General features: G+C 62.0%; 14 protein-coding genes and 1 pseudogene. 6 read left to right on the plus strand and 9 right to left on the minus strand.

Features of this window, described 5'->3' with window-relative positions; all coding sequences use genetic code 11:
- Nucleotides 1-21: 21 nt before the first annotated feature.
- Both CFE47_RS02150 and CFE47_RS02155 read right to left on the minus strand, forming a co-directional pair.
- Nucleotides 22-1,314, minus strand: a complete 1,293-nt coding sequence (locus tag CFE47_RS02150; RefSeq protein WP_286835285.1) for a PQQ-dependent sugar dehydrogenase — start codon at nt 1,312-1,314, stop codon at nt 22-24.
- Nucleotides 1,311-1,724 (minus strand): DUF2231 domain-containing protein, encoded by a 414-nt coding sequence (locus CFE47_RS02155; RefSeq protein WP_286835286.1) that lies wholly within the window; start codon nt 1,722-1,724, stop codon nt 1,311-1,313. The genes CFE47_RS02150 and CFE47_RS02155 overlap by 4 nt, the downstream gene beginning before the upstream one ends.
- A gap of 173 nt (nt 1,725-1,897) precedes the next feature.
- Here CFE47_RS02155 and CFE47_RS02160 point away from each other — a divergent pair, with 173 nt between their 5' ends.
- Nucleotides 1,898-2,926, plus strand: coding sequence for an apurinic/apyrimidinic endonuclease family protein (locus CFE47_RS02160; protein ID WP_286835287.1), 1,029 nt, complete (start codon nt 1,898-1,900; stop codon nt 2,924-2,926).
- Between the two features lie 6 nt (nt 2,927-2,932).
- Here the strand turns inward: CFE47_RS02160 and CFE47_RS02165 are convergent, their stop codons facing one another.
- Nucleotides 2,933-3,883 carry a SphA family protein gene (locus CFE47_RS02165; RefSeq protein ID WP_286835288.1) on the minus strand — a complete coding sequence of 317 codons (951 nt, stop codon included), beginning with the start codon at nt 3,881-3,883 and terminating at the stop codon, nt 2,933-2,935.
- Between the two features lie 144 nt (nt 3,884-4,027).
- On the opposite strand from CFE47_RS02165, the gene CFE47_RS02170 reads away from it, so the two are divergent.
- A complete protein-coding gene (locus tag CFE47_RS02170) occupies nt 4,028-4,510 on the plus strand; it encodes a P-loop nucleotide/nucleoside kinase family protein (protein ID WP_185705679.1) in 483 nt (160 codons plus the stop codon).
- 23 nt (nt 4,511-4,533) lie between these two features.
- Here the strand turns inward: CFE47_RS02170 and CFE47_RS31710 are convergent, their stop codons facing one another.
- The 3 genes and pseudogenes from CFE47_RS31710 to CFE47_RS02180 all read right to left on the minus strand — a co-directional run bounded on the left by CFE47_RS31710 (nt 4,534) and on the right by CFE47_RS02180 (nt 10,580).
- Nucleotides 4,534-5,301, minus strand: a complete 768-nt coding sequence (locus CFE47_RS31710) for a methyl-accepting chemotaxis protein (protein ID WP_371857077.1) — start codon at nt 5,299-5,301, stop codon at nt 4,534-4,536.
- Between the two features lie 135 nt (nt 5,302-5,436).
- Nucleotides 5,437-6,486, minus strand: a pseudogene (locus CFE47_RS31715) (cache domain-containing protein); the annotation flags it as partial.
- 125 nt (nt 6,487-6,611) lie between these two features.
- Nucleotides 6,612-10,580 carry a bifunctional nitrate reductase/sulfite reductase flavoprotein subunit alpha gene (locus CFE47_RS02180; protein ID WP_286835290.1) on the minus strand — a complete coding sequence of 1,323 codons (3,969 nt, stop codon included), beginning with the start codon at nt 10,578-10,580 and terminating at the stop codon, nt 6,612-6,614.
- Between the two features lie 519 nt (nt 10,581-11,099).
- Between CFE47_RS02180 and nirB the strand changes: the two genes are divergently transcribed.
- The gene (gene nirB / locus CFE47_RS02185; protein ID WP_286835291.1) at nt 11,100-13,640 is read left to right on the plus strand and encodes a nitrite reductase large subunit NirB; all 2,541 of its coding nucleotides are present in this window, start codon (nt 11,100-11,102) and stop codon (nt 13,638-13,640) included.
- A complete protein-coding gene (gene nirD, locus CFE47_RS02190; protein WP_286835292.1) occupies nt 13,640-13,987 on the plus strand; it encodes a nitrite reductase small subunit NirD in 348 nt (115 codons plus the stop codon). Before nirB ends, nirD begins: the two co-directional genes overlap by 1 nt.
- A 55-nt stretch (nt 13,988-14,042) precedes the next feature.
- Here the strand turns inward: nirD and CFE47_RS02195 are convergent, their stop codons facing one another.
- The gene (locus CFE47_RS02195) at nt 14,043-14,681 is read right to left on the minus strand and encodes an aspartate/glutamate racemase family protein (protein ID WP_286835293.1); all 639 of its coding nucleotides are present in this window, start codon (nt 14,679-14,681) and stop codon (nt 14,043-14,045) included.
- Between the two features lie 101 nt (nt 14,682-14,782).
- Between CFE47_RS02195 and CFE47_RS02200 the strand changes: the two genes are divergently transcribed.
- Entirely contained in the window at nt 14,783-15,232 is a 450-nt protein-coding gene (locus CFE47_RS02200; protein ID WP_286835294.1) for an HIT family protein, read from the plus strand.
- Here the strand turns inward: CFE47_RS02200 and CFE47_RS02205 are convergent.
- Nucleotides 15,214-15,783, minus strand: coding sequence for a cysteine hydrolase family protein (locus CFE47_RS02205; protein ID WP_286835295.1), 570 nt, complete (start codon nt 15,781-15,783; stop codon nt 15,214-15,216). The genes CFE47_RS02200 and CFE47_RS02205 overlap by 19 nt on opposite strands.
- Nucleotides 15,784-15,908: 125 nt before the next feature.
- Nucleotides 15,909-16,529: a LysE family translocator gene (locus CFE47_RS02210; RefSeq protein WP_286835296.1), complete on the minus strand. Its 621-nt coding sequence runs from the start codon at nt 16,527-16,529 to the stop codon at nt 15,909-15,911.
- 129 nt (nt 16,530-16,658) lie between these two features.
- Between CFE47_RS02210 and CFE47_RS02215 the strand changes: the two genes are divergently transcribed.
- Nucleotides 16,659-17,567 carry a LysR family transcriptional regulator gene (locus tag CFE47_RS02215; RefSeq protein ID WP_286835297.1) on the plus strand — a complete coding sequence of 303 codons (909 nt, stop codon included), beginning with the start codon at nt 16,659-16,661 and terminating at the stop codon, nt 17,565-17,567.
- The last annotated feature ends 4 nt before the right edge of the window (nt 17,568-17,571 follow it).

Here is a 17,571-nt window from a genome sequence, read left to right on the forward strand (position 1 = left end):
CAAGCATGTCAAACATTTTGCTTAGTGGTTCCGCGTCACCCGCCAAATGGTATTGGCCAGGTCATCGGCAATGATCAGCGCGCCTTTCGGGTCCACCGTCACACCCACCGGACGGCCACGGGTCTTGCCGTCGTCACCGCGAAAGCCGGTGGCGAAGTCGATGGGCTCACCGGAGGGCTTGCCGTTGGTGAACGGTACGAAGATCACCTTGTAGCCCACGGGATTGTCGCGGTTCCAACTGCCGTGCTCGCCAACGAATACGCCATCAGCGAATTTTTCGCCCATTTGCGGGATGGAAAAGTCCACCCCGAGCGCCGCCACGTGGGAGCCGAGGCTGTAATCGGGCTTGACCGCGGACGCGACTTTGGCGGGATTTTGCGGTTGCGCGCGCGGGTCGACGTTCTGGCCCCAATAGCTGTAGGGCCAGCCGTAGAACGCACCTTCACGCACTGACGTCAGGTAGTCCGGCACCAAGTCGGGGCCTAGTTCGTCACGTTCGTTGACCACCGTCCACAGCTGCCCGGAGTCGGGCTGGATAGTCAATGCGGTCGGGTTACGCAAGCCCGTTGCATAGGGTTTGTGCGCGCCAGTGGCCGCATCGATCTGCCAGACCATCGCCCGGTCGATCTCCACTTCCATGCCGCGCTCAGTGATGTTGCTGTTGGAGCCGATGCCCACGTAAAGCTGGCTGCCATCGGCGCTGACGGCGAGGGACTTGGTCCAGTGGTGGTTGATTTGCGCTGGCAGGTCGGTGACTTTCGACGGCGGCCCGCTGGCCTTGGTCTGCCCATCGGCGTAGTCGAAGCTCACCAGGGCGTCCTGGTTGGCCACGTACAACTTGCCATTGGCGTAGGCCAGGCCGTAGGGCGCATTGAGGTTGTCGGCGAATACGGTTTTCAGTTCATAAGTGCCGTCGCCGTCAGCATCGCGCAGCAAGGTCAGGCGGTTGCCACTCTTGACCTTGGTATTGCCCTCGGCCTTGATCAGGCTGGCGATCACGTCCTTGGGCTTGAGTTTGGCCGCGCTGCCGCCACGGCCTTCGGCAACCAGGATGTCGCCGTTGGGCAGTACCAGGGTCTGGCGCGGAATCGCCAGGTCGGTGGCGATGGCGGTGACGCTGTAGCCCTCCGGTACCTTGGGTTTCTGCTCGCCCCACGGCGCGGGTTCGGCGATTTTCATGCTCGGCAGCAGGCTGCTTTGCTGTTCCGGCAATTTTGGGTCAGGTCCGCGCGACTGGGTCTTGTCGCCCTCGCCACCGCAGGCAGTCAGCAGCAGTGCTGCACTCAATAGGGTCAATGTGCTGGACGTTTTCATTTGGCACCTCCGCTGCGCAGGCCGGTCCATGTGGCCGCCAGTGTCAGCAGCAAGACGATGGCCGACAGCACCAGGCCGCCGGGCATCGCGGCGTAGGCGTCCTTGGCATGTTGGAAGGCATTCACCAGGCCCAATACCCAGGTCACCAGCAACAGCAGGACATAACGCGCCGGTTGCCCGGCCCTGAGTCCGGTGCGGAACAGATTGACCAGTGCAAACAAGAACGCGAACCCCGCAAACACCAGCGCCCCGGCGATCAGCCAGGACGCGAAGTTGGCCCACTGAATCTGGTAGGTCTGGGTGTAGGCAATGTCGCTGAGCAACGCACCGAGAAACAGCGGCACGGTGCCGGCCAGCAAGGTCGTATGCAACGGGCCTGGATGGGTTCGGTAGACGGGAAGGGTAGTCATAGGGACGGCGGCTCCTTGTTGTACAACGCCCCTGGGCGGGGCAGCGCATAGGAGATGAACGCACCGCGTGTCAGAAAGTTCAGCATGAATCATGTCGAAATATTATGAACCCCCTAGGGCGGCCCCGGCCTAACGCCGTATCATCCCGCACTTTCCTATCGCCAGGCGCTTCCATGACTCACCCCCGCATCGGCTTCGTGTGCCAATACAAGCATCCCGAGCGCCTGCTCTCGGCCAGCGCCCTCAAATTGATCGAAGGCCCGTTAAACCCGCGCACCACCACTTTGCGCTGGATGGACGGGGTCACGCCGCAAGTGGCGCGTGACAAGCTGGTTGAAGTGGTCACCCACAACCTGGCGGCGCAACTGCGTCTGCTGGCCTATGTCGCCACGTTGCCTGCCGCGCTGCGCATGCTGCGCCTGAGCAGTGACTTGTTGCCGTTCTACAGCCACCCGAAAGTCGCTGCTGTGTATAAGGACCCGGCCATCGAGCGTCAGTTGGTGGAAGGTTTTGCTGCCATTGGCGAACTGGCACGCGCATCGGATATCCGCCTGTCATTCCATCCCGGCCAGTACTGTGTGCTGGGCTCGGAAAACCCAGGTGTAGTGGAAAACAGCGTGGCCGAATTCGAATACCACGCCGACATGATCCGCATGATGGGGTACGGCCAACGCTTCCAGGACCTCAAGTGCAACGTGCACATTGCCGGGCGTCTAGGTGTTGAAGGCACCCGCACGGTGTGGGCGCGGCTGTCGGAGGTGGCGCGTAACTGCATCACCTTCGAGAACGATGAAAAAACCTACGGCCTCGACGACTGCCTGCAAATCGCTGACCTGGCGCCCGTGGTGCTCGACATCCACCACTGCTGGATTCATGAAAACGACTACATCGACCCCCACTCTGAGCGGGTTGCGCGGGTCATTGACAGCTGGCGCGGCGTGCGTCCTACCTTGCATTACTCCCAGCCCCAGGAAAGCCTGCAAGAGTTGGGCTTTGACGCCGAGCACAAACTGGAAATGGACGCGCTGATGAAGGTGGTTTCCAAACGCGACCTGTATGGCCACAGTGCGCAAATGTGGAACCGCTGGACCAACGACTACGCGCTGCAGTTTCTTGATCGCTTCGACATCATGCTCGAAGCCAAGGACAAGAACGTCGCGTCCCTGGCGTTTTACGAGCATTGGCAACGGCGTAAGGCATGACCCCGGCTATTTCTTGCCTTCCAGCGGAATCACCAGGGTTGCCCACAGGTTCCAGCCATCGGGACGGTTTTTTGCGTCGAATTCATAATAGCCCTTGATGTTGGCGTACCACTGTTCATCGCCCACCTTGAAGAAGTGCCCCACCTGCGGCCCGATCCCCGCCACGCGTGACTTGAAGTCGCCCAGTACCGCGCCGCTGCCGCTGTCGCCGGTGACTTGCTCGAAGTAATAGCCAACCAGGCCGACCAGGGTCTGCGAGGTCAGGAACCGCGAGGCGCTCAGATCAATGTGAGCGTCGATGCCGTTTTTATAGTGGGTGTCGGTGTTCTCCCAGTTGTAGGTCATGCCGGCCACGGCGGAGAACTCGTAGGTCTTGTCGAAGTAGGTGTAGCCACCCCCGGCATCCAGGGCCGCATGGCCCAGGCCGATGTTTACCAGGCGGTTCGGGTCGTAGGTACCGATGGGGATGTTGCCCATGGAATAGGCCATGAAGTTGTGCACGCCATGGTTCCACTTCAGGGTGCCGAGCAGGTAGAGATCACTGCCGCCTTTGAGACTGTCGTTGGTGCCCCCGGAGAATGAACGTCCGCGTGGCCCGGTGATGGTCGCGTCGATACTGGCTTCGGAACGTCCAACGGCGGCGACGGCGGAAATCGCCGCCTGCGCACCGCCCAGCACCGGGGTTTCGAAGGTGTAGGTGGGGCTTGCGAACAACAAGTCGGCCTTGGCGTCCAGGCCGACCACCGTGCGCCCGCCACGGGGTACGACGGCGTTTTTGTTATCGCTGGCGCTGACGTGGTAATACACCAGCGGCAGGCTCCAGCCGGGTGCGACCGGCGCGGCGGCCAGTGCGCCAAACTGTCCGGGTAGCCAAAAGCTGATGCCGCCGTCGTCTGCCTGCGCCATGGCGATGGGGAGCAGGGTAAGCAGGCTCAAAACACGGGTTGTCGTGGTCATAGGACTTCCTATCCAAAGGGCCGAACCGTGCGCTCTGGGGTGGGGCGCCCCACAGGCTGCTTGAGCATAGTCCAGGGATGGCAGAGTGTTGTGTTCGCGACCTTCTGCCTGCATTCTCCCAGGCCCGACACAAGGAACCGTCCCATGCCAACCCTGCATCTGCTGTGCGGCAAAATCGCCTCCGGCAAGTCAACCCTTGCCCAGACCCTCGCTGCCCAGCATGGCGCTATCGTGTTCAGCGAAGACCACTGGCTCGCCACGCTCTATCCGGCTGAAATCCGCTCCATCGCCGATTACCTGCGCTGCGCCCAGCGCGTTCGTGGCGTGCTGGGGCCATTGGTCATCAAGGTGCTGCAGTCGGGTGTCAACGTAGTACTGGACTTCCCCGCCAACACCCTGGCCAATCGCGAGTGGCTGTTGGGCTTGGCGCACGCAGCCCAGGTTCCCCACTGCCTGCATTACCTGGAACTGGACGATGCCACCTGCCGTGCGCGGCTGCATGCGCGCAATGCCCAGGGCGAGCATGACTTTGCTGCGACCGATGCCGAGTTCGACCTGATCACCCGCCACTTCAGTGTGCCGGGTGAGGAGGAGGGATTGGTGATTGAGGTGCATCGTCCACAGTGAACGCCGTCAGTGCGCCACAGGTTTCAGGACTTGAACCTCCCCACCAAACCATTCAGTTCATCTGACAGGTTGGACAAACGCCCCGAGTCGTCCTGCGCCGAATTGGCCAGGCTTTCCACCAGCCGTGCTTCGTCGTAGATCTGCTGGATGTGCCGGTTGATCTCCTCGGCGACGCTGTGTTGCTCCTCGGCGGCGGCGGAGATTTGCAGGTTCTGGTCGCGGATCTCGTTTACCGAGGTCTGGATGCCTTCAAAGCTGTCCCGTGCGCTTTCGATGGACGACACACTGGCCCGTGACAGGTCCAGGCAACTGCCCATTTTTTGCGTGACTTCCTGGGTTTTGTTTTCCAGGGTGCCGAGCAGTTGTTCTATTTCGCCAGTGGAGTCGGAGGTGCGCTTGGCCAACGCGCGCACTTCGTCGGCGACCACCGCAAAGCCGCGGCCTTGGTCGCCCGCGCGCGCGGCTTCAATGGCTGCGTTGAGTGCCAGCAGGTTGGTCTGCTCGGCAATCGCGCGGATGGTGCCGAGGATCTGGTTGATGCTGCGGCTACCGGCTTCCAGCTCGACCATGGCCTGGGACGATTCGGTCAAGCGACGCCCCAGGCGGTTGACGTTATCGGTGGTCACTTCGATCTGCTGCTTACCTTCGGCCACACGACGGTGGCCGTTCTCGGCGGACTCGGCCGCGCCACTGCACGAGCGCGCTACCTCGTTGGCGGTGGCGACCATTTCATTGAACGCGGTAGACACCAACTCCACCGCCTCACGCTGGCGCCCAGCGGCTTCGTTCATGTTGTGCGCCACTTCGCTGTTGACCTTCGATGCGTTTTGCAAGTTGGTCGAGGCCGCGCCGATGTGCTGGATCAGTTGGCGAATCGCTGCGAGAAACTTGTTGAACCAGCCCGCCAGTTCGGCCGTTTCATCCTTGCCTTGCACCTGCAGTTCATGGCGCAAATCGCCTTCGCCCTGGGCGATGGACTGCAAGCCCGTGCTGACCTGGCCGATAGGTTTGACGATGACTTTGGAAAACGCCGCCGCAATCAGTCCGAAGATCAGCACCAGCACGCCGACGATGATCGCGGTGAGGTAGGTCATGCGCGTGGCTTCGGCCATGACTTCGCCGTGTTCGATCAAGCCGATATAGCGCCAGCCCAGGCCGGGCGAGGTCCAGATATTGGCCATGTAACGCACGCCGTCGATGACCACTTCGGTGGAGCCCTCTGGGGTCTGCGCCAAGTGCGCGTACGGCGCACCCAGCTCCTTGAGGGGCTTGAAGCTGTGGGCGGCGTCACGCGGGTCCACCAACACCACGCCGTCTTCCACCAACATCACGTAGCCGCTTTGCCCCAGCTTGATGCTCTTGACCAGTTCGGTGAGGTTTTTCAGTGACACGCTGACCACGAACACACCCTTGGCCTTGCCGGCGTTATCCAGCAGCGCCCGCGCGGTGCCCACCAGGGCCACGTCGTCCTTGTCGTAGTAGTAAGCCGGCGTGCGCACGGTCTTGCCGGGGCTGGCCATCGCGGCCTTGTACCACGGTCGGGTGCGCGGGTCGTATTTGGATAACTGCGGGTCATCCGGCCATTTGGCGTAGGTGCCGTCTTCCAGGCCGATAGACAGGATCGCCGCTGCCGGGTGTGTGGCGCCGAAGCGGGCGAAACGGTCGATCACGTCCTGCGCGGCCGCTGGCATCGGCTGGCTGGCCGCGTCGGCAGGTTGGTAATTCTTGAGCGTGTTGATGGACGTGTATACAGGATCGGTGGCCATTTGATCGACGTTCTGCAACGTGCCATCGAAGAATTGACGGATATTGCCGTCGATCTGGCGAATTTCCCGCGTGCTGCCGTCGATGAACTGGTCCACCGCCTGGGTCCGTGTATTCATGACGGAGATCACTGCCACCAGGCTTACTGGAATAAAAGCGACAGAGACAAAAGCCAGTACAAGCTTATTTTTTATTTTCATCGAGACGACCATCAGCTAGAGGGCGGCCAGACCACCGAAGACTTGGCGATCTGCTATCACTGCTGTTTCGGCTCGACGCCGGCAAATCTTTAGGGTTTTTTGTACACAATACAAATAGGCGATTGTTCTGTATCCAATCAGTACACATCACGCAGATAACGTTTTTGCTCGCTCAAGCCTCGCCAATACTCCACGGCGCCTTCAACGCCAAGCCCGCCGTGGTTTTGCGCGATTTCACGGAGTGCCTGGTCGACGTCCTTGGCCATGCGGCTGGCATCGCCGCAGATATACAGCCGCGCGCCGTCCTGCAGCCAGCGCCATAGCTCGGCACCGTGTTCGAGAAGGCGGTCTTGTACATAGATTTTCTGTGCCTGGTCGCGGGAAAACGCCAGGCTCAGGTGGGTCAGCAAGCCGTCGCGCTGCAGTCCTTGCATCTCGTCCTGGTAGTAGAAGTCGCTGGCGGCGTGCTGCTCGCCAAAGAACAACCAGTTACGCCCGTGATGGCCCAAGGCACGGCGCTCTTGCAAGAACCCACGAAACGGCGCCACGCCGGTGCCGGGGCCGATCATGATCATTGGCACGTCACCGTCGGTGGGCGTACGGAAATGCTTGGAAGGCTGCACGAATATCGGCACCTCGCCGTCGTCCGCGCGGTCGGCCAGGTAGGTTGAGGAAACGCCCTTGCGCTTGCCATACCGCACGGCGGCCACTGTGAGATGCACCTGCTGCGGGTACGCCTTGGCGCTGGACGCGATGGAATACAGGCGCGGTTGCAGGCGCTTGAGGGTGCCGAGCAACTCATCCGCCGCGCAGTCGATGGGGTATTCCTGCAGCACGTCCGCCAACTGGCGGCCCCACAGCCAGTTTTTCAGGTCTGCCTTGCGCTCCGGTTCAAGCAATTGTTTAAGCGCGGGATTGCGGCTGCGCTCGGCGATGAACGCCAGGGTGTCGCTGCTGGGCCGGGCGATTTCGAAGTGCTGGGTCAATGCCTGTTGCAGCGGTACGTCGCCAAAGGTGTCGATGTTCACGTGGGTGTCGCCACCCAGGCGGGTGAGTTCAAGCAGTTCGCTGACCAGTTCCGGGCAGTTGCGCGGCATCACGCCAAGCGCGTCACCGGCTTCATAGCTCAGGCCGGAGTCGGTGAGGTCCAAGGCGAATTGGCGGGTTTCCTTGTGCAGGCTGTGCGGGTTCAGGTGCCGATTAAGCAGCAGGCGTGACCCGTGCAGTTTGGTTTTGCCGGCGGGCGTGGCCGGGGTGATGGCTTTTGTCGGGCTGAGGGTTTGTTGGAGCCGCGCCAGCCAGGCATCGGCAGCGGCTTCGAATTCGGTGTCGCAGTCGACGCGCTCCAGCAGTCGCGTCGCGCCCAATGCCTGGAGGCGCTGATCGAGTTGTTTGCCGTGATGGCAGAACTGATCGTAGTTCGGGTCGCCCAAGGCAAGCACCGCAAAACGCACGGATTCCAAACGTGTTTCGCTGCGGCTCAAGCCGTGCCAGAACCCTTCGCCATTGTCCGGCGGATCGCCGTCGCCGAAGGTGCTGCTGATCAACGCGAGGGTGTGCGTGGTCGCCAGTTTGCTGGGCGGGAAGTCGGCCATGGCGCTCAGTTCCACCGCAATACCGGCATCGCCCAGGCGTTTGGCGAAGCGCTCGGCGAGGGCTTCTGCGTTACCGGTCTGCGAGGCCCATAACAGCGTGACTGCCGGGGAGGGCGCCGGTGTGTTTTGCGCGCGGCTGAACAATCCGCCAAGCAAGCCGTCCAGCCACAAGCGCGAGGCCTTGGCCAGCGGTGCGTTGTCCGGCATCACTGGCACGCCCAGCGTAGTGGAGCTTGATTGCAGGCCGCTCAGGAAACCGGCGAGGTAGGTGCGTTCACTGTCGCTCAGTTGCGGCGGTGGCACGTTGCGGATGCCGGCGATGTCGGCGAAGGCGTCGAGGCGCGACAAGGTGGAGTCCTCTGTATTAGGGGCAGGGCGGTCGAGAAACTGATGGTCGATCAACTCGACTCGCGCCAAGGCAACGGCGCAGAACTTGAATTCTGGCTGCAAGGAAATCGGGTCCACCGCATCGTTGGTCACTGCGTTGATGGCCAGGTGTTCGCCGAACACATCGTTCCAGTGAAAGGGTGCAAAACAGTTGCCTGGGCGCACCCGGTCGGTGACCACGGCGGGCAGCACGGCGCGGCCGCGTTGGGAGCGGACCTCTACCGAATCCTGGTTCTTGATGCCCAGGCTCGCGGCGTCCTCGGGGTGCAGTTCGATGAACGGGCCAGGGTTGAGTTTGTTCAGGGTGGCAACCTTGCCGGTCTTGGTCAGGGTGTGCCACTGGTGTTGCAGGCGACCGGTGTTGAGGACGAAAGGGAAGGCGTCATCGGGCATTTCCGCCGGCGGCATATGCGGGCGAGCGAAGAAACGACCCTTGCCGGTGTCCGTCGCGAATCTGAGCGCGCCGTCATTGAGGTAGCGGATCGGATTGCGGTCCGCGCCATCGTCGGATGCGCATGGCCATTGCAGCGGTTGTTCGCGCAGGCGTGCATGGCTGGCGCCGCGAATGTCGTAGCCGGTCTTGGGGTTCCAGGCGCGCTTGATCTCGTCGAAGACGTCGGCGGCCGAGGCGTAGCTGAACGCATCGGCAAAGCCCATCTCGCAGGCAACCCTGGCGATGATCTGCCAGTCCGGCAGGGTTTCGCCCGGTGCGTCGACGGCCTTTTGCATCAGCGTCAGGTTACGCTCGGAGTTGATCATCACGCCTTCGGCTTCGGCCCACAGGGCGCCCGGCAACAGGATATCGGCGTAGCGGTTGGTCTCGGTGTCGAGGAAGGCGTCCTGGGTGATCACCAGTTCGGCGGCTTGCAAGGCTTCGATGACGGTGCGGCGATTGGGCACGCTGGCCACTGGGTTGGTGCAGATGATCCAGCAGGCCTTGATCTGCCCGGCGGCCATCTGCTCGAACATCGCCACGGTGCCGCCGCCCACCTGGCGCGGCAGGCTGTTCTGTGGCAGTTGCCAGAGGTCTTCGATAAACGCGCGGTCGGCGTCCACCAGCACCGAACGCTGGCCTGGCAGGCCCGGGCCCATGTAGCCCATCTCGCGACCGCCCATGGCGTTGGGTTGGCCGGTGAGGGAAAACGGTCCGCTGCCGGGGCGGCAGATGGCGCCGGTGGCCAGGTGCAGGTTGCACAGCGCGTTGGTGTTCCAGGTGCCGTGGGTGCTCTGGTTGAGGCCCATGGTCCAGCAGCTCATCCATTCGGCGGCTTGGCCGATCCACTCGGCGGCTTGGCGGATATCGGCTTCGGCGAGGCCAGTGAGTTCGGCGACGGTGTGCGGTGGGTAGTCCTCGAGGAAACCGGGCATCGCCTCCCACCCTTCGGTGAAGGCGGCAATAAAGGCGGGGTCGGTGTGGCCGTTTTTCACCAGCAGGTGCAGCAGGCCGTTGAGCAGGGCGAGGTCCGTGCCGGGCTTGATCGGCAGGAACAGGTTGGCCTTGTCTGCCGTGGCGCTGCGCCGGGGGTCGACCACAATCAGCTTGGCCCCGGCCTTGACCCGGTCCATCATGCGCAGGAACAGGATCGGGTGACAGTCGGCCATGTTCGCGCCGATCACGAAGAACAGGTCGGCGCGGTCGAAGTCTTCGTAAGAGCCGGGTGGCCCGTCCGCGCCCAGTGAAAGCTTGTAGCCGCTGCCGGCGCTCGCCATGCATAACCGTGAGTTGGATTCGATGTTGTGGGTGCGGACAAAACCCTTGGCCAATTTGTTGGCCAGGTATTGGGCTTCCAGCGACATCTGCCCCGATACGTAGAATGCCAATGCGTCCGGCCCATGGTTGTCGAGGATCCGCCGCAAGCGCGTGGCGGTCTCGCTGATGGCGTTGTCCATGGCGATGCGCACCGGGTCGTGGTCCCGGGCCTGGCGCAGATAGGCGTGTTGCATGCGCCCGGAGTCGGCGATGGCCTGCCCGCAGGTCGTGCCCTTGGTGCACAAGCGGCCGAAGTTGGTGGGGTGGGCTTTGTCGCCGATCACCTTGACCACTGTGTTGTGCTCGACTTGCATGACGATGCCGCAGCCCACACCACAATAAGGACACACACTGCGTATGCTGTTGCTTGCCATCCGACATCCTGTAGACAAAAAAAGGCGCCTTGCGACCCTCCGTTGAAAACGGGGATCGCACGGCGCCTTTGTCGTGAGAGGGCAGTCTGCGTTGACTGCTTGATGGGAGTGTTGCTCGCAAGTCACGTGCCACCTTGTGTTGTAGTGAGCGGGCTTGCCCCGCGCTGCGGTGTATCAGGCACATCACGCTAGCCTGACACACCGCAGCGCGGGGCAAGCCCACTCACTACACGTGCACATTTATGAGGCGAGGCGCACCAGGGAGAGGCGCCATGTGAGGTCGTTGGCAGGTTGGAGTATCACCTGAAGCGGCCAACACGGGTCTTAGGCCAATTGGCACGCCGCCTGCAAGCTCTCCAACCATCCCACCTCGGTCAACGACGATCGACAGGCCAACACCGGTCATGGGCATAAGCGGCTAGACCGCATAAGAACAGGCAAAGACGCCTGGAACCGCAAGGTTTCAGGCGTTTTTTTTTGCTTTTTTTAAACCGTGATGAGCTTTGTCAGGTGCTAACTATGAACACTCTCAAAACCCTGATCGTCGTCGGCAATGGCATGGTCGGCCACCACTGTGTGGCGCAATTGATCGAGCGCGGCGCGCTGGATCACTACCGGTTGCATGTGTTCAGCGAGGAGCCGATGCGTGCCTATGACCGTGTGCACCTGTCGGAGTACTTCACCGGTCGCGATGCCGAGTCGCTGGCGTTGTCCGAGGCGTCGTTGTACCAGACGCCAGGCGTGACCTTGCACCTGGGCGTGCCGGTGCTGGAAATCGACCGCGCCCGTGGCGAGGTGATCACCGCTGACGGGTGTGTGGCCTATGACAAGCTGGTGTTGGCCACCGGCTCTTATCCGTTCGTGCCGCCGATCGAAGGAGCCGAAGGCGATTCGCGGTTGGTGTATCGCACCCTGGAAGACTTGGACGCCATCCGCACCGCCGCCGCCAATGCACGCCGGGGCGTGGTGGTGGGCGGTGGCCTGCTCGGGCTGGAAGCCGCCAACGCGCTGAAAAGCCTCGGCCTGGAAGCGCATGTGGTGGAGTTCGCGCCGCGCTTGATGCCGGTGCAGTTGGATGATTTCGGCGGTTTGGCGCTCAAGGCACAAATCGAACGACTGGGCGTCGGCGTGCATTTGTCCCGCGCCACCCAGTCCATCAGCACGGGCGAGCAGTACCGCTACCGCATGAATTTTGCCAATGACGAATTCCTTGAAACCGACCTGATCGTGTTCTCCGCCGGTATCCGCGCCCAGGACGCGTTGGCCCGTCAGGCGGCACTGGAGATTGGCCCGCGCGGCGGCGTGGTGATCAACGATGAGTGCAAAAGCAGCGACCCGAATATCTACGCGATTGGCGAGTGCGCCTCCTGGAATGGCAGCCTGTTCGGCCTGGTCGCGCCGGGCTACCAAATGGCCCGAGGCGTTGCCGCGTTGTTGTGCGAGCAGCCCGCCGAGCCCTTTGTCGGCGCGGACATGTCGACCAAACTCAAGCTGCTCGGCGTGGACGTGGGCTCCATCGGCGATGCCCACGCGCACACCCCCGGCGCACGCAGCTATCAATTTATCGACGAGGCCAGTGCCAGTTACCGGCGCCTGGTGGTGAGTGCCTGCGGCCAGCATGTGATCGGTGCGGTGCTGGTCGGTGATAACAGCTACTACGACACCTTGCTGCAATACCTGCAGAACAGCATCGCACTGCCCCCGGAACCGGCCAGCTTGATTCTGCCGTCGTCTGGCGGTGCACCGACCCTTGGCCCCGGCGCCTTGCCGGACTCGGCCACCGTGTGTTCCTGCCACAACGTGACCAAGGGCGCGATCTGTTCGGCCATCGACGGCGGTTGCAGCGACCTCGGGCTGCTCAAGACTCAGACCAAGGCCTGCACCGGCTGTGGGGGCTGCGCCGGGTTGCTCAAGCAAGTGTTTGAGCATGAGCTGATTGCACGTGGTGTCAGCGTCGATAAAAGCCTGTGCGAACACTTCGCCTACACCCGCCAGGAAATCTACGCCCTGGTGCGCGTGGAAGGGCTGACCACGTTTGATGAACTGCTGGCCAAGCATGGCCGTGGGCATATCGGTTGTGACGTGTGCAAACCCGCCGTGGGGTCAATTCTGGCGTCGTGCTGGAACCAGCCGATCATGGACGCGTCGCTGGTGCCGTTGCAGGACACCAACGACACGTTCATGGCCAATATGCAGAAGAACGGCACCTACTCCGTGGTGCCGCGCATTCCGGGGGGTGAAATCACCGCCGACAAGCTGATCGTGATTGGCGAGGTGGCGAAGAAATACGACCTCTACACCAAGATCACCGGTGGCCAGCGCATCGACCTGTTTGGCGCACAGTTGCATGAGTTGCCGGACATCTGGGGTGAGCTGATCGCGGCGGGGTTCGAAACGGGGCATGCCTATGGCAAATCTACGCGCACGGTCAAATCCTGCGTGGGCAGCACCTGGTGCCGCTACGGGGTGCAGGACAGCGTGAAGATGGCGCTGCTGATCGAGGACCGCTACAAGGGCCTGCGTTCGCCGCACAAGCTCAAGTTTGCGGTGTCTGGCTGTACTCGCGAGTGCGCCGAAGCACAGAGCAAAGACGTGGGCGTGATCGCCACTGAAAAGGGCTGGAACCTCTACATTGCCGGCAACGGCGGCATGCGCCCACGCCATGCCGAACTGTTCGCCACCGACCTGGACGACGCGACGTTGATCCAGTACATCGACCGCTTCCTGATGTTCTACATCCGCACGGCCGACAAACTGCAGCGCACCTCGGTGTGGCGCGAGAGCTTGGAGGGCGGGTTGGACTTCCTCAAGGACGTGATCATCCACGACAGCCTGGGCCTGGGTGCCGAGCTGGAAGCGCAGATGCAACTGGTGGTGGACCGCTACGAGTGCGAGTGGGCCAATGCGCTGAGGGACCCGGAAAAACTCAAGCGTTTCCGCACCTTCGTCAACGATAAACGCGCCGATCCGGATATCCAGTTTGTCCAGGAGCGTGGCCAGCGCCGGCCCGTCATGGCCAACGAACTCACCCTGATTCCAGCCGTCGAGGAGATTGCCTGATGAGCCAGCCCACTTGGAAAACCGTGTGCAATGAGCAGGACTTGGTGATCAATTCCGGCGTAGTGGTGTGGTTGGATGGCGTGCAGGTTGCGCTGTTCTACTTGCCCACGTCGGGCGACGAGACCCTGTACGCCATCGACAATCACGACCCGGAATCCGGCGCCAATGTGATCGGTCGCGGTTTGATTGGCAGTATCAAAGGCGACCTGGTGGTGGCCGCGCCGATCTACAAACAGCATTACCGCCTGCATGACGGCCAATGCCTGGAGGCGCCGCACCAACGGCTGCGGGTGTGGCCGGTGCGGCTGAACAATGGGGCCGTGGAACTGGGGATTGGCGCTGGCTGATTCAACTTGATCTCACTGTGGGAGCAAGCCTGCGCGGGCCACCCCCTTGCTGTCATCAGTAGATGTCTTGGGTGGCCCGTACCGAATCCGCTTGCAGTGCTGCCGCCAGCCCGGCTGATGCACTGGTGAGTGGCGCGGGGCCGGCGGTGACGCGTATGGCCGCATCACTCATCGAGGCTTGGGCCAGTACAACCACTGAGGCGCCCGTTGAGTAGGCCTGGTCGGCAGCCTGGGCGATGGTCGTCAGGTAGCCGTCGATGTCGCCCGCCCTGAACAGCTCCCATGCGCCTGCAACCAGTCGCACTTCGGCTGTGTGGAACAGGCGTGACGTGGGTTCAAGCGTCGTTTGTACGGTGCACAGCACCACGACGTTGCCAGCGGCCTTGAGCGCTGTGGCGGCGAGGGCTTCATCGGTACGCAGGATGGGGGCCTGGGGAGACCGGATGTTTTCAACCACTGGGCCTAATGTCGAACAGGTGAGCACCACAACGTCGGCGTATTCAGCGAGGGCAAGCAGCGCCGATGCGGTTGCTGCTGCGATGTCGGCGGTCAAGTGGCCCGCATGTTCCGCTGCTGCCAGAAGGTCGGCGCGCACTTCATGGCGCAGTACGCCAGGGCTTATGCCGAGTACGATCGCTGCCGTATCAAAGACGGCGATGTTGCTGGCGGCGGTATGAAGGCAAGCAATACGCATGGGTTGATTTCCAGAGTAGAGCAGGGCGGGCATGCCCCAACATTTTTAAACGACCAAGGCTTACTATGCCGCCTGCACTTCACGCCCATCAAGGAGATCCCATGGCGCTTATCACCGAACGCGTAACACTGGCCCGCAACGGCGCCAATGACAAAGTCATCTGTCGCATGCCCTCAGGCTGGGCGGTCATGGGCGATGTGCAATTCCTGCCCGGTTACTGCCTGTTGCTGCCCGACCCAGTGGTCGCCAGCCTCAATGACTTGGATGCCGAAGCCCGCGCCACCTACCTGCTGGACATGGCCCGCATCGGCGACGCAGTGCTGGAGGCCACTGATGCGCTGCGCATGAACTACGAGATTCTCGGCAACTCGGAGCCGGAACTGCACTGCCATATCTTCCCGCGCTACGCCTCTGAGCCGGAGGACAAACGCCGGATGCCGGCGTGGTTTTATGACTGGAAAAACGCAGTGCCCTATGACGAAGACGTGCACGGAGAGCTGCGTAGGAAAATCGCTGTGTTGTTAAGCGAGCATCAACCCGCCGTGAACTGAGCCAGGATTTCTTCGGTCTCCACCACCTTGGCATAGTCCATCGCCAGGTTGCTCAGCGACAGCGCATGCACGTCTTCTGCCGACCAGAGGCGTCCCGACAGATCGGGTTGATCAAAGGTGTAGCAGGCATCGGCGACCACGCTCACGTCAAAGCCCAGGTTACCTGCGGAGCGTGCGGTGGACTCAACGGAGTTGTTGGTGATTACCCCGACAATCACCAACTGCCTGATCGCACGCGTATGCAGCCACCGCTCCAGCCCGGTGGCGGCGAAGGCATCCGGAACGTTCTTCTCTACTACATGCTCATGGGGCAGTGGGGACAGGGCGGGCTGGAATTCGCAGCCGGGTTGTCCTGGCCAGAATACCGAGCCCGGCGTGCGGGAGATGTGTCGGATATGGACGATGGGCCGACCGGCATGGCGCCAAGCGTTCAGCAGGTGCTGCATCTGCACCTCGGCGCAGAGGTTATTGCGTCGCCCCAGCATTGGCTGGTTCATGCCTTGCTGCATGTCGATGATCAGCAAAGCGGGGTTTACGACTGACGGTTCCATGGCACATCCCTAGGCTGGAAAGGCCTGGAACATATCAGGTTTATCTGGAACCTCGACAGTCCAATCTGCTGAGGAATGTGTGATGTGTCTGCATCTTATTAACGCCGCCCTCCGTTCGTTCTCGGTTATCGCTTGCTGAACGCCAACCGCGCCGCAAACAACACAAAGATCATCCCGGTGGTGCGGTCCATCCACTGGATGACCTTTTCGCGGCGCAAGAACCCGGACAGGGGTTGCGTGGCGCCAATCAGCACCAATGACCACAACAGCCCAAGCACCACATGGATGCTCACCAGGCCAAACGTCCACACGATCAGCGAGCTACCCGGGGGAATGAACTGCGGCAGGAAGGACACATAGAAAATCCCCACCTTGGGGTTGAGCACATTGCCCAGCATGCCTTTGACAAACCAGTTGCCGGCGCGCTTGCCATCGGTTTCGGCGGGCGCCAATGAGCGACGCGGGCGCAGCAGCATGTTCAAGCCGAGCCAGGCCAGGTACGCCGCGCCGCAGTACTTGAGCAGGTTGAAGGCGACTTCGGAAACCGCGATCAACGCACCCAGGCCGAAGGCAACGGCAGCGCCCCATATCAGGCAGCCTGCGTTGATACCCACGGTAGCCTGCAAGGCCTGGCGCTTGCCTTCTACCGTGGCGGTCCTGAGGACCAAGGCGGTATCCAGTCCGGGCGTCAGTGTCAGGAGCGTGGCGGCAAAGGTGAAGGCAATAAGGTTGTCGGCAATGGACATGGGCGCAGGCATCCGGGAAGGCGAGAAGGGACGTTAACGCAAAGCGAGGCGCCTTCACAGGGGTGTATCACGTGCAGCCTTACGCTACCCTGCGCGCACCCTTGGACTCACCTGAAGAGTGACGCCCCGATGAGCATCAACCTGCAGATACGCGACCTGGCGTACTTTATGAAAATCGCCGAACTCGGCCACTTGGGGCGTGCTTCCGAAGTGCTGCATATCTCCCAGTCGGCACTGTCCAAGTGCATCGACCGGCTGGAGGCCGCCTATGGCGCCGAGTTGTTCGAGCGGGTCGGGCGGGGGATTCGCTTGACCAGCGCCGGGCAACTCTTGTGTGAGCGCTCGCAGTTGGTCGAGCGGGTGCTGGATGAAACCCAGCGCCAAACCGCATCCATGGGCAAGGGGTTGTCCGGGGTGATTCGTGTCGGTGCAGCAGCGACCACTGCCGAATTCGTGTTGCCTGAGGCCTGTCGCGAACTGCAGGCGCAGGCCCCAGAAGTGTTGCTGGAGTTGCAGATCGGCATGAACGATGTGCTGCACGACTCCCTGCGCAAAGGCGGCCTCGATATCGTGCTCGGGCCGTTGGGCGCACTGGAGTCTGGCGGCGATGAGGAGTTGACGCAGTTGCCGATCATGGACGACCAGGTGGTGGTCGCCGCCAGTGCACACCACCCGCTGGCAGGTCAGCAGGTGCCGATGGCCGCATTGTGCGACTACCGCTGGATGCTTTCACCGCCGTCCGTAGCAACCCGCCAATGGCTCGAAGCCGCCTTCCGGGACAACGGGCTGCCGCCGCCGAAAGTGGCCATCGTCTCCAGCTCGCTTGCGTCCACACGCAACCTGATTATCGAGAGCGGGCTTTTGAGTTTTGTCTCCCGGCGCAACCTGATCGGCGCCGGCGCGGACGGGCTGGTCGAGGTGCCCAACGCACTGACCACCATGCGTCGACGTTTTGGCGTGGTGCACCGTACGCACGCTTACTTGTCACCGGCAACACGCCGTTTTATTGAAATACTCCAGGCTCAGGGCGTGGCATAAGCTC

The organism is Pseudomonas sp. PGPPP1, assembly GCF_002255865.1.
GTDB lineage: Bacteria > Pseudomonadota > Gammaproteobacteria > Pseudomonadales > Pseudomonadaceae > Aquipseudomonas > Aquipseudomonas cremoris.